Origin of the sequence: Vibrio sp. 1731 (assembly GCF_033339955.1) — a bacterium.
In the GTDB taxonomy this organism is placed as follows: domain Bacteria; phylum Pseudomonadota; class Gammaproteobacteria; order Enterobacterales; family Vibrionaceae; genus Vibrio; species Vibrio alginolyticus.
In genome coordinates this window covers 49461-62347 of the sequence record NZ_JAWOVO010000021.1, presented here as the reverse complement: position 1 = coordinate 62347, position 12887 = coordinate 49461, and the positions used below count along the sequence as shown (strand labels likewise).

Annotated in this window: 12 protein-coding genes; all 12 read right to left on the bottom strand. The window is 52.3% G+C overall.

Translation table 11 applies throughout. From position 1 onward, the window contains the following. Nucleotides 1-4 precede the first annotated feature (4 nt). Nucleotides 5-415, bottom strand: a complete 411-nt coding sequence (locus tag R7035_RS20055) for a TetR family transcriptional regulator (protein ID WP_169630805.1) — start codon at nucleotides 413-415, stop codon at nucleotides 5-7. Then, nucleotides 399-2252 (bottom strand): hypothetical protein, encoded by a 1854-nt coding sequence (locus R7035_RS20050; RefSeq protein WP_172692931.1) that lies wholly within the window; start codon nucleotides 2250-2252, stop codon nucleotides 399-401. The genes R7035_RS20055 and R7035_RS20050 overlap by 17 nt, the downstream gene beginning before the upstream one ends. Continuing rightward, entirely contained in the window at nucleotides 2249-3895 is a 1647-nt protein-coding gene (locus tag R7035_RS20045) for a hypothetical protein (protein WP_172692930.1), read from the bottom strand. The genes R7035_RS20050 and R7035_RS20045 overlap by 4 nt, the downstream gene beginning before the upstream one ends. Next, nucleotides 3892-5031, bottom strand: coding sequence for a tyrosine-type recombinase/integrase (locus R7035_RS20040; RefSeq protein WP_172692929.1), 1140 nt, complete (start codon nucleotides 5029-5031; stop codon nucleotides 3892-3894). Before R7035_RS20040 ends, R7035_RS20045 begins: the two co-directional genes overlap by 4 nt. Nucleotides 5032-5077: 46 nt before the next feature. Next, nucleotides 5078-5569, bottom strand: coding sequence for a hypothetical protein (locus R7035_RS20035; RefSeq protein ID WP_276427839.1), 492 nt, complete (start codon nucleotides 5567-5569; stop codon nucleotides 5078-5080). A gap of 73 nt (nucleotides 5570-5642) precedes the next feature. Then, nucleotides 5643-6143 carry a hypothetical protein gene (locus tag R7035_RS20030; RefSeq protein ID WP_000793769.1) on the bottom strand — a complete coding sequence of 167 codons (501 nt, stop codon included), beginning with the start codon at nucleotides 6141-6143 and terminating at the stop codon, nucleotides 5643-5645. 90 nt (nucleotides 6144-6233) lie between these two features. Beyond that, a complete protein-coding gene (locus R7035_RS20025) occupies nucleotides 6234-6773 on the bottom strand; it encodes a hypothetical protein (protein ID WP_000018872.1) in 540 nt (179 codons plus the stop codon). 264 nt (nucleotides 6774-7037) lie between these two features. Further along, entirely contained in the window at nucleotides 7038-7373 is a 336-nt protein-coding gene (locus R7035_RS20020) for a hypothetical protein (RefSeq protein ID WP_001071288.1), read from the bottom strand. A 61-nt stretch (nucleotides 7374-7434) separates the two neighbouring features. Next, nucleotides 7435-9231 (bottom strand): VWA domain-containing protein, encoded by a 1797-nt coding sequence (locus R7035_RS20015; RefSeq protein ID WP_000039318.1) that lies wholly within the window; start codon nucleotides 9229-9231, stop codon nucleotides 7435-7437. Nucleotides 9232-9315: 84 nt separating this feature from the next. Then, a complete protein-coding gene (locus R7035_RS20010; RefSeq protein WP_000170086.1) occupies nucleotides 9316-10593 on the bottom strand; it encodes a DUF3150 domain-containing protein in 1278 nt (425 codons plus the stop codon). A gap of 199 nt (nucleotides 10594-10792) precedes the next feature. After that, nucleotides 10793-11803, bottom strand: a complete 1011-nt coding sequence (locus R7035_RS20005; RefSeq protein ID WP_000706865.1) for a YqaJ viral recombinase family protein — start codon at nucleotides 11801-11803, stop codon at nucleotides 10793-10795. Between the two features lie 62 nt (nucleotides 11804-11865). Beyond that, a complete protein-coding gene (gene bet / locus R7035_RS20000; RefSeq protein ID WP_001282585.1) occupies nucleotides 11866-12855 on the bottom strand; it encodes a phage recombination protein Bet in 990 nt (329 codons plus the stop codon). Between the last annotated feature and the right edge of the window lie 32 nt (nucleotides 12856-12887).

The window sequence follows — 12887 nt, the reverse complement described above, 5'->3', positions numbered from 1 at the left end:
AACACTACTCACCCGATTTCCCCCTAAAAACTGTAACGTTTTTACTGTCCAAGATTGCCGAGAGTCGGCGGTTTTCGAGCTCAAGAGTCGCGTTTTTTGAAGCAAGTTCGTTGCGCTGCTCGGTCAAATCTACGATTTTTTCCCGTAACTGACGATTCTTGAAACGCTCTTCCTTGAGTTTCTCGTGCTTCTCGTCACGCTGTCTCTGGATCGCCTTGTTGGAATTGCCCCGGATGCGCTCCAGCATGTCTGGGTAGTCTTTGTGGATCAAGGCACGACTGACTCCGGCCTCTTCGGCAACAGCGGCCACCGAGACTTTCCTGCCCTTCTCAACGACCTTGGGCTGGCCTTTTTCCAATCGAACAATGGCCAGCCGAATACGCTTGTGAGTGTCTGATTCAGATGGCTTCGACATCGATCACTTGCTCCTTGAGGCGATTAATGTCTACACCGAGATCGGTCAACACCCTCTCGCAGCGTTCCATGGTGCGCTCGACCGTCTTTGATCCCGAGTCGTCCAGGTCATCGATCTGCCGAAGCTCAATCTGTTGTAAGTACAGCCCTTCCCAGAACGGCTTGTGGGTATCGTCAATACAGCCGTGCTCACAGCCTTCGCATTGGCCACCCGCACAGTCCACGCCGGTATCATTGGTACACCAGGCAATGCCAGTGGACCGCAGGTAAACCAGTTCGCTGATGGCCTCAATCATCTCTTTTCGATCTTTGTAGGTACGCACTTCTTCCGAGCGGTTTCGCATTTGGCGAATATGACCGGCCATGCCACCTGAAAGCGGCGTATCAGGCTCCAACCAGTGACCGACAATGGCCTGGCGCTTGCCGTCAAAGGCAGCGTAGATTTCGTCGTAGAGCTCCAGATCCTGCGTCTCGTTCATTGCATACAGGATGGTCATATCGAGGCTCCAGTGCTTGAAGTGATCCCTTAAATACCGCAGATCGCCCAGTTTGTGATGGACGACATAGTTGGCAAAGGTGCGACGAAATTGGTGAGACGCAAGCTTCCAGTCCGTCCCGAGGTTCTTTGCAAACATCCTGAGTCTTTTGTTCAACGTTGGGCCGCTAAGCACAGTGATACAATTTCTCTTGCCCCCACCGTTCGTTAGCCCGATGCAGCCAGAGCACTGCCGAAGTCGGGTCACCTCCTTCAAGTCTCCGGACGCTTCTGCGGCTCTCAGAGCCTGCTCAAGCTCCGTCTGCAAGGGCTCTGAAAGCCTCTCCACGACCTTTACAGCCCGAATCGCAATCTCTGGACAAAGCCATGAGGTTTCGCCCGCGTAAGTTTTGTCCGAGCGTGAGCCGAGGAAGTAGAACCGTTCGCCATCTCGAACTTCACTGTGCCACTGATCCCGCCGGATGTTGCCGAGCTCATGGGCTCGAATGCCAGTCGTCGCCAGAATGATGACAAAGCATCCATCACGCAGGTCGAGGAGTGTGCTGTTCAATGCGCCGAGCCCTGAATCCCAACCGCGGCTTTTCAGGTAGCGAGACATTTCACTGGCTTGTGTCGTTCGCTTTTCAGAACAAGGTTTGAAGTCAGCCAACGCATCCCGATGTGCCAGCAAGGTGTCAGCTTGACCGAGCAGGGATTCGGCGTGCTGGAACAGGTGCCTAAGAATGTTATCTGGAATGATCTTAGTCTTGGCTTTGGTTGATTGTTTGTGCCCGGCCAGGGAGACGGCCGAGCTTTCTGGCCAGGGGTGACCAAACGCGCTTGGGGTATCCCGAAGGAGTTGCCAGCATCGCTCAACAGCAAAGAACTTATGCGCCTTCGTCTGACTGGCAAGTGGATTGAAGGGTCTTTTTGCAGAAGTAAGGCGGTGGACGAATTCCACATAGCGGGCGGCTACCAGAGGCGTCACCTTCTCCTGAGTGCTAATCCCCTGCTCGTGTAACCAGTTCAACCAACACACCAAATCGCCGAACAACACTTTAATAGTGCCATTGCTCAGCTCGCGCTCTCGCCAGATTGACCGTGCCAGGATAATTTTGGCCTCGAATCGCAGCTGCTCCCCGGTGATCCGAGCAAAGTTCAATTTTCGATCAGCGTCATTCCGGTTTGCCGTGCTCTTCGATTTCGGCAACCACCACTCCGGATCTTCGTATCGTGAGAGTACGTACAGCAACCCGTCGGCCCGATCTGTGGTGATGATACCGTGCAGTCCCTCACCGCTGGGTAACGCCTTCAACAGCCACTCGCGGTTGGCCAGCACCTCTGCGCCGGAGGTCTCGATCATATCGCCATCCTCGCCATGCTGAGGTCTCGCCAGAAGGGGTGAGGTTGGTTTTTGGCCTTTTCCCGTTGCTCCGCCACCAGGTTCGCGTCAAAGCGAGGGGCGATCTCCTCATCGATCAAACGGATGACTTGCTTTAGGTATTTCGTCCAGCGCTTGCCCCCAAAGGTGTCGTAGTTGCGCAGGGCGGCCCAGTAGAAGCTGAACAGTCGATACAGGTCATCGCCGGTCACCACAAAGCTCTTGCACCGGAAACAGCCCAGATAGTCCTGACAGGGCTCGCCGTTTTTCGGGGATCGGTGCCCTCGGCGGACATCCTGGCATGACGCAACGGGCGTCCGATCACTGGCGATGATATTCGGCTTGCTAAGAAGCTCTTGAACACGCGCCTCGCCTAAAAAACGCATATTGGTTTCCGCTTCTGGTGGTGCTTCCCAGTAGTGGGCATTGCCGGTCTGAACGGTGTGTCGTCCCGTTCTGGCCGTGATCAACGGATCTTGGCCGGACATCTCCCACACGCGATTCAGGAGCGTCTGACGCAACCGAGTGACGTTCAACATGAGCGGCTTCCCATCGTCCGTTTGAAGCTGGTGTTGGTCGACAAGTAGCTTGATGATGTAGTGCAAATGGCTGGCAGTGAGTCGACATGGTTTGCCCGCGTGCTTGCCCCGCACTGGCTCGTAGACCAGCAGTCGCCCCCGATCACCCAGCTGGGCGCGTATAGAGGCATTCCTCGTAACGATCAGATCAATGGCATCAGCGGCATATAGGTGGACACTGGCCATTTCCGATACTTCCTCAGACTTTCTCAGGGCAACCACGTGCGTGGCGTTGCCGCGACGTTTAAAGCTCACAAGCAGCCGCAGGTTGGATTTGAGCGGGTGAGGCTGCACGCAGTCCGTGGTGAGTTCCAGGATGGGTGCCGGATTCATTCCAGTGGACAGGGCGATGGACACCACGCAAACGGTCAAATCGTAGCTGTTCAGCGGCTCAGAGTGTGCCACAATCCGCTCCATCTCTGTGCGCAGCGCTTTGATCAAAAACCGCTTTTCATTTTTGCTGAGCGCCTTCTGGCCCTTACGTCGTTTGTTGGAATTCGGAAACGGATTGGCAGGCCAAACCGTTTTCATATCTACTTCCGGCCAGAACCCGAACCGATGAGATGCCACAAGCAAAGATTTGGTTTTGGTAAAGTGACCCTTTTGCGAGCCGTATTCGATGGGCTCGTTTCTCAGGTGCTGAATAAATCGCTTGATCGTTTCGGCGTTGAGATCCGCCATGGTCAGGCGTTCACCACTAGCGGCGTGGAGCAACGACAGGAAGGGCGCAAAAAAACGAAAGCCAACGTTCCAATAACCCACAATTGTGGTCAAGCTGAGAGACTTTCCGTTGGTATTGGCGCTCTCTGTGATCAACTTTTCGAGGGTGCACTGACAAGCGGCAGTGATGTCGTCAAAGCCCTGACCGTAAAATGGCCCGAAGTCCGCGTTTCTCGTGTTTGTTGTGTTTTCGGGAAAGGCAACGACCGCGTTCTCTGGCTTTGAGAGCGGCGATGGTTCGATGGTTTCGGTCTTCGCGTTGTTCGCCGTCTCGTCAACCGCCTTAACCCCAATATCATCACCGTCTAGCGTGAAATCTTTTTTCATGCGCAGGCCGCCTCCTTCGCGGTTTCCTCAATTTCTTCCTGATAACTGGTGCGCAGGTCGTCTTCAATGTCGTCGAGGAAATGCAGGTATTTTTCGGTCGTTGTAATGCTGCTGTGGCCGAGGCGATCTCGGACATAGATCAAGGGATTGAAAGTCGTGCTCTTTCGGGACAACAACGATTTCAGGGTGTGCGTCGCGTAGGTATGACGCAGGATGTGGGGATGGCAGGCGAACGACAGCTTCAATCGGTTCAGTTGATTGTTGAGCGAGGTTGGAATGCTCCAGGACTTGCCCTTGGCGGTCACAAAGAGGGTTTTGGGGTCTGTGCCGTGCTTTCGGATCGTTTCATGACGTTCGTGAATCACGTAGTCCCAGAGATCCGCCATCAATGATATCGGCACATGGATCGTCCGTGGCTTGTCTCCCTTGGTGCTCATCTCTTGGGGTTTAAGCTCAACAACTACATGACTTCGAGCCGAGATCGATTGGGGGGCTGACACATAAGTAACTGGAAACGTCAGAAGCTCTTCTTTACGCAACCCCGTCAGCAAGGCCAGGCGAACGATCAATCGAAGCGTTTTGTTGTTGATACTTTTGAGCAGCTCTTCCACTTGTTCTTTGTTGAGGACTTTGATCCTGGTTGGCGTGGTTTTCAGCAGCACATCCGGCTTTACGGCATACCCCCCGGACGTGTCTGTGTGTGCGAGGAAACCCTTTGTCTGTTTGACTCTCACCGTTTCAAGGTCATACGGCAACGTGCTTACCCAACCTTGTTTGAGGGCAAACTGATAAAACTTGATGACCAGGTGAAGTCGTCGGTTTACCGTGGAGGCGTTAAGGTTAAATCGATCAAAGGAAACGTCGCGATACAGGGCTAACAGGGTTTCGTGATTTCGGTGATCAAGCTCTCTCCAATCAAACCCATTGGCTTCAATGAACTCGAAATAATCACACAGATCCCTTCCAAACGTTTCCCAACTACGTCGGCTTTGCACACTTCCACGTTTTAAGCAGTGATGAACGAGAAATTCCATTCCTTCGACAAACACATCATGATTGGATTTGAGAAGAATCGGGAAGCCTTCATAGGAATGGCCCCTGATTTCAAACTCTGGTGTAGCAAGAAGAAACTCCACCCTCGGACCTCCAATACTGTATTTTTATTCAGTATAAAGGAGTGGTTTAAGACTGCAACAGGATAGTTACATTAGCTGTGGTACAAAACATGAGGATTCCGTAATGCCCTCCTCGCTCACAGGCGTCATGAATATTCATAACGGCCAGCTCAAGGGCTTCAACGAACTCAGGCAAATTCATGCGGCTCATATCCCATTTGTTGGGCTCGCCCCACTGCTTACCTGAATACTGGATCATGTCCCAGTAAGGAGGGTGCCACCAGATCAGGTGTGCAGGCTCTCCGAGGAACGAAAGGAAGTCATCCCGCAACAGGTTGAACCCCTGATGCAAGTCTGTCCCTTTGAAACGGACACCAAGTTCATTGGCAACGTCGATGCTAGAGCCACCCCCAACACTTGGGTCTGCCACCAGCCCGTTCGGCTTTCTCATGTAAGACTCAATGAAGTCTTTAACGATAAAGCCCGAGCAGTTGCCTCGGTACTTGTTGTTTCCGTAAGGCCCCCTGTTTTCGTAGGAGCATACTGATGATTTGAACATGGCGTCCTCCATCATAGATGGGGCGCACCATGCTCCCATCAGGGGCCGGTTCGCCCCTGGTTAGGGATTAAGATCAAGCGTTATCTGCATACCACCAGCTAAGGCGATTGCAATCACGAAAGAAGGTTGCTTCATCAGGAGCCTTCATCATGACCACATCACCTTCGCAGTAGGTGCATAGCTCAAGCGTTGCTTCATTTTTCCAAAAGGCACTGCACCCCGATTCTTGATACACAACCTCCCATTTGGGATGTCGCAAGTACCGATGGAAGAAATCGAGAGTGTCACCATAAGGGAAGTTGAAGCGCTCCATCACTGAACCATTTTCTGTCAGTTCAGGTTTAACCTTGCCGGTTTTCAAGCGCTTCTTGATGATGCGCTGAACCCAACGAAGTCGTGCAAACAGCCGATTGGTGTCTTTCTCGTACCACTGGGGATTACGCTTGCTCCAGTAGAGCTTGGCGAAGATTTCCCCGGACAAATCCTTCATCTGGTTTTCGTTGAGCTCATCAAGAAAACGTCGAGAAGGTTTGTCGTAGTCAAGAACTGCTTCCAAAGCTGATAGGTTTTTCATAGGGACTCCTTATTGCGATTGCGGAGCCCCGTCCCCTCAGGGCTATCGGAGCCCCATAGGGTTAATTAGGGTTAATGGTTGAACGGCGATTTATCGAGGGTTGGTGAATCGAATGGCTTTACCAACGAAATCGGCCATCAGTCGATTCCCAGTAGAGCTGAAATAGCTCTGCCACTCTTTCCAACCACCAACGGATTCCACCGAGCTTGGAGACTCGAAGATACCCCAGATACGCATTTCACAACCTCGTTGCAACACTCGGTTTACCTGGTCAACCAAGTATTCCTTGTTCTGCAATGAAGAGAGGTTGCAAGGCATCTGCATGATCAGCTTTTCAGCTTGCTCGAAGTCGATTTTTTCAATCAACCCCGTGCGGGTATCCACAGAGAATGGAACCACCTGTTGACCGTGGTTAGACCACAACCAATGGGTGATATAGATCGGATTAACGCCAACTTCCGCTGGCACCAATACGCTGCCGCAAGACCGCAACAGCCAGACCAGACGTAAACCATCGAATCGATCCAGAGACTCCACATCGGTAGTGATGTCATCCTGGTAGATTTCAGGCAGCTTATGTTCGGCGGCGAGAGAGATCATTACGGATTTGAGATTGTTCAGATGAGACATGTGTGCTCCTTAAAGTAACTTGGGCACACAGAGCCTGTCAGGCGCAGTGCGCCCTTAGGCTGAGGTTGAATGCTGTTTGTTTTTGGCGACCAGCTATCGCACGTTTCGCCCTCAGAGAGGACAAAATTCACTTTCTCAGCAACCCTCAATGAAGGCCTCTGAGAAAGTGGGAGGGTATTCCCTCCTCACTTTGATTGTTCCACGAGAGCTGTGTGAACAGGAACGCTCAAACTGCCCTTTTCGGGTGCAAAGCTCAAAGACGCATCAACTGCCCCGTCTTTTCAGTTCTTCGACCAGATGTTCAGGCACCTTACTCGCAGTACAGGCCAGCAATACATCGAGGCCTACCGGCTTGTGAAAGCGCTTATTTGACCAGGAATCGCCAACTGATGACTTTGCCCAGTCGATTGCTTGCCCAAGACTGTGGAACTGCCGCCTGCCTGTGTATCCCATACGACTATCCAAAGTAACACCCTGGAACAGTCTCCAGTACATCGGAGGAATGCGCTTAGCAAGCAGTAAAAAAGGCGTCTCCGGCACTGTAGCCCTTCTACCTTTGTTCCGATGATACAAATCCAAAGATGAATGGAATTGGTTCATAGACTCTCCAAATAAAAACGGCCACCCCCGAAGGGATAGCCGTTTGTCGTTTCACTTCCTGTTAAGCTGCAAAAGCAGTCAATGACCGCTCCATCAACTTAAACAGTGTGCGTTGCAGAGCTGCCGCATCATCAATGACAATGTTCTTTTGGAACAGTCCTGACACTGCGGTAGTCTCTACCCCTATGCCGATCACCTCAACATCGCTTCGTTCACAGAGGTCAATCACTGAGCGACATGCCGGGGCGCTTTGAGGCTGCCCGTCAGTCACTACGATCAACATTTTTCGCTCTTCACGGGTCTTGGTGAGTTCAAAAGCTGCATACCACATAGCTTCCGCCATAGGCGTACCGCCAGTTGCTTTGAACCCAAACCGACCGGCCCGATTCTGAACCGTATCTCCATGCTTCACGACACTGAACACTGGCTGGTTCCGGTTGCCACCAAAAAAGGTGACTGCCGGGTTTACGCCGGGTATTGCTTCCAGAGCCATCGAAATAGCCAAGGACGCTTCCCGCGCAATGTCTTGACGCTCCTTTCCATTGGCGGCCTTGTAGGCCATCGAGGAGCTCATATCAACCAGGATGTGAACCGCCGTATTAGGGCGTTTCTTGGCTTCCGGCTTGAGGAATACGCGGGTATCACCCGTCACTACACGATGTAGTTTCCGAGCATCCACACGCTTCCCTGATCGTTGGTTACGGTGAGCAACTCGCTGGCTGGCCTGGACCAATCCGTAGAGCTGCGTTCTTATCTTTGAAGTGGTGCTCTTCACATCCCCTACCAGGCTTTTGCCAACAGCAGGGTTGTCCTGGGTGTTCACAGCAGAGCGAACAGTCATATAGCTACTGTCCCCCTTATCTTGAGCCACCCGGTTGAGCTCGGCTTTAAGTGCATCATGCGCGTCACCACGCAAATCACCGGCACCGGCATTCAGAACCTGCTGGAGCATTTTGGCCGCGTCTTGTTTCGCCGCGTCAGAATTGCCACCAGCCTGGCTTTGTCCTGCCTTGCTGCCACCATCAGTATCCGACTTGCCTTGGTCGCCCTGTCCTTTCGGATCAGATTTCCCGTTAGCATCGTCTTGCTTCTGGTCTTTACCTTGCTGATCACCACCATTGGCATCAGGCCCTTGGTTTTGATCGTTACCACTTCCGCCCTGACTGTTCTGAGGTTGGTTGCCACCAGCATTCTGCTGGTTGTTACCATCCTGACCATTCAGGGGCTTTTGCTCTTCTTTCTCCTTTTCCTCCTCGATCATCTTGATGATTTGGTCGGCCAAGGATGTCACCTCTGCGGTTGACTTAGTGTTCACAGCCTTACGCAGTAAAGCGTTCAGCCGAACAACAACACCCTGAGGGAACACGCGCTCGAATACGGGGGTAGCCGAATCGAGATAGGGTTGAAGGACGGATTGCCCTACAGCCTTGGTTTGCAACCAGTACAAACAAAACCCTGTCAGAATGGAGGCAGGGGCCTCTTTGTCTGTGACGTGCTCGTAATGACCAGCTTGAGCCATATAGCGAGCAACCTCATTCAGGGTCTGCGACGTACCGGGGAAGAGTTCCATCATGGCCCGTTCTATGCGGCAGTCCTCCAAAACGTTGGACAACTCAGCATGAAGACCTCTGCGGCGCTCAACACCAAAGTCCGTAAACCGGACATGGGCTGCTTCATGGGCCAAATACCCCCAGACAGCATCCATGTGAGGATAGTCGTCGGGGATATTCGGAACCACGATGGTCTTACCATCGGTGTATGCGTCATCGTTACCGATGGCGACTTTGACACCGAGTTTTTCACCATAGGCTGCGGCCACGATTGGTAGAGCGCTGTAAATGGTGCGTTTTTTGGACATATCTTTTCTCCTGGTAGGGAAGGAGATAGTCCACCCCTGGAGGGAATGGCTATCCCCTCCGGGTCGGTTTAGTTGAAGTGACTATTAGAAGAAATAGTCGCCATCGTCGTCAGTTTTAGGCAGCTCCTGGTTGAGAGGCTCCTCTGTCGGCTCCTCTTGGACAGGCTCTTGCTCTACCGGAGTTTCCTCAGGCAAAACCGGCTCATCCTCAACATCAACGCGCTCTTCTCGAACCACATCACCGGCATTGGATTCATCTTCCGATTCACCCTCGCCTCGTTCTGCAAAACTCTTGAAGAAGTTGTCGATGTCTTCATCCAGGTCAACAGCGTTACCACCGCTGTTAGTCTGTTCTGATTGAACAGATTCAGTACCACCTACCTGTTGCTGCTTGGTTTCGCCACCCTCTGTTGCAGGGATAAGCTCACCGGCTTTATCGCTTTTCTGTTCGGCCTTTTCATCTTTAGAACGGTCCCCCATCTGGGCTCCCGAACCGCCAATGTCATTAGCCATGCCCTCTACAGTAATCGAGCCATTGGCATACTGCTCGATGCGGTCCCTCTCGCTCATGATCAGCACTGCGGCCACGACCTGATAAAAGAAAGGCGCAACGATGTTTCGGCCATCGGCATGTTGCTCGTATCCCCGGAGGGTTTGGTCGAGCAGCTTGACCAGAGGGTTAAAAGCGCTGTTCAGGAAGCTAAGCCCATCCACCTTGTCGCGGATGTTACGGAGTGTCTGCCGAGTAGTGACCGCACATTGGTCTCGACCGGCCAAACGTTCCATATAGAACTTATTCGCTTCCTGAACCACTTCGGAGATGAGATCGTCACCCAAGCGCTCAACCTTGCGGTTAAGGCGTTTGGCGTTGGCCTCATCTTCGTTCACAGGCTGGATCATGAACACCTGGTACTCAAAGCCAATCCGCTCCTCGACCGTTTCCTTTGGAAGGGCTCCGGCACGGATAGCTCGTTCATACTCAGGGTTCTCCTGACACCATTCATCCACGGCTTTGTTGTAACCTTTGATGAAATCCTGTTTCAGTTGGTTAAACTGAAAGTTTATGTCATTCAGCTTGTTACAGATTTCATCGGTCTTGCTGACGGGTACGGCAAATCCGTTCATGAACGGCATACCGAATTTCAGCAGGAGGCGACGAGTTTCTGTTTTCAGGCGATGAAAGCCTTTCAGCTTAGCCGGATCACAGATCTTCTTACTTCCCAGTTGAGCTACTTTCTCAGGTGGAATTTCACCACCCTCGCCCAGCTTGAGATCAGATGCAGACAAACGGGTTTGTCCACTCCAGATGTCAAAGTCTACGTGGATAACACAGAGGCTTTGTAGATGGTTCACTTTAGTCATGATGCACTCCAAAAAGTTGGGGGCGCACCACGTCCCGAACCGGGCGGATGCGCCCGGTTGGGCTAGTAAATTAACGTTAATTTGCTGTTTGTTTTTGGCGACCAGCTATCGCACTTTTCGCTCTCCGAAGAGAACAAAATCTTGCTTTCCGTTGGAGACTCCCAGAATCCCCAAGGGAAAGCGGGGGAAAATCCCCCACTCACCAGTAGAACGTCTCTACTTCTTCCGGCAAATCATCAAGAGGAGCAAGCACGTCCTCATCAACAATGTACCGTGGCTTCACAGAGCCAGTAACCGTTACACGGCACCGCTCTGATGACTTCTCTCTGTACTGGTCAACATCCTCAGGCTTCACGCCTGACGCCTTATCAGCCAACAGCTTTTTGTAGTCTACCCGGCCAGCCGCTTTGTATCTCGTTACCATCACACCGCAGTAGTCGGCATGGAAGTATTCCCCCATGAGGGACTTCATGGTGTCGAGATGAGGCTTTTGCCTTTCTTGAAGCTCAGACAGTCGCTGTTTCAGCTCCTGAATCTCAGCATCATAGAGGCGGTATTCCTCAGCAGCAGCAATCCAACGGTTGACCTCTTCACCTTGCGGTATGTACAGGTCTCTCTCTGGATCTTTGTCGGGCTCCTTCTTGTCTACTACCTGTTGCCAGAACTTTTTAGCCTCGGCCAAGATTTCTTGAATCATGGCTTCGTCTCGGAGTATTGGAAACTCCTGAATCTGACCTTCAAAGTAGAAGACTAACCAGCCTTGCTTGGCCCCCGTTACCAGGAGCTGGTGTTGCACCTGCGGGTAATAAAGCTGGTATGCCTTGCTGTTTGCTTTCTCAGCACAAACATCTTCCCAGACAGTCGCACTCGGGCTTTTCAGCTCGACGGGCTCCCCGTTATCTCTCAGGCCATCCAGGGAGGCCCTCATGAGCGGGTATTGAACCGATTCGACACAGGCGGGGAGCAGCATGTCATCATACTTCTCCTCGAAAGCGCGTCTTGCAGCATCTTCGTTTTCTATCCCCCGGCGAACCAGCGGATTAAGACTCAGATCGACTTCACGCGCATACCCAGTCTTCTCGGCCCACAGTCTCCATCGTGTTTTGTACGGAGACCGATTGAGCAGGATAGCGGCGTCAGTGGCTGTTACACCTTGACGCCGCCAATCAAGCCAATCTTCCTCTCGTTGCGATAGGTTGACTATTTTCATGGACCTCTCTCCAATGGTTAGGAGGGAGATCTCCCCCAGCGGGGGAGTCCCCCCCGTTGGGGTTAGTAGTAACTGCCTTCCGCGCCCTCCTCTTCTGTAACAGGGATCATGTCCTCGTCACTCAAAGGCGGCATTTCTTCGGCACCAGGTTCAGCATTTGCAGAACCACCAGCGGCGGACTCTTGCTCGTGCGCTTCCTGGTAGTCAGGTTTCGGAGGCTCCATTTGATCCATCTCCTTGTCACGAAGGAATTGAGTCGCATATTGCAGTTCCGAACCTTCATACCGTCCCTTCACATACTCATGCGCCGCAGACCATGCGTTTTCAGCAATGGCGCGATTTGCGAGTTTGGTTAGGATCGGGTCAAGCTCTTTGTGCTCAATAGCCAAAGGCTCTTGGCTTTGAACTTGAGATGGTGAAGGGAGATTGGCAATAGCCGGGTTAATGGCCGATGCCTGCTCCATTTCACGGATGCGTTCAGCTTCATCCTGGTCATAAATACCAGAGAAACCAAATGCGACACGAGAACACTGGATCAGCGACTTGTGCCGGAGTTGACGCTTGGTGTGCGTTTGCCAGGGGCCATCAACAGTGTAAGCACCATTGCGACCTTGACCCTGAAACGGTTCACGGTACACCTCATCAATGAACTCCTTGATGCGGATAGGGCGAGATCTGTCCTTACGGTAAATCACGCATTCAATCCACTCAGGGCAGTCAACTTTCGCCCCCTGCATTCTGACCATCTTGTCCGAATACACGAACTCGACGCCATCATACTGGGGATGCTCGTTGATGATGCGGCTCCAACCATCAACACCTACTACCGGAATGATCCCATTTTGCTTGTCAGGAAACGCATAGATTTCCCGAGTGAAAGGGTTCAAACCGTACTGTTCAGCCACGATCAGGAGCGTCATCATCTGCTCATCGGTCGGGGCACTTCCATCTCGCTGCTTGAATGCGGTCGCCTTCAAAGTTTCATAGAACTTTCGGGTGTCCACGCCAAACCGGCTTGCGATACGGGTTACAAGAGATTTGTTATCAGACATGGTGTTTCTCCAATTCACGAATGAACGGTTTG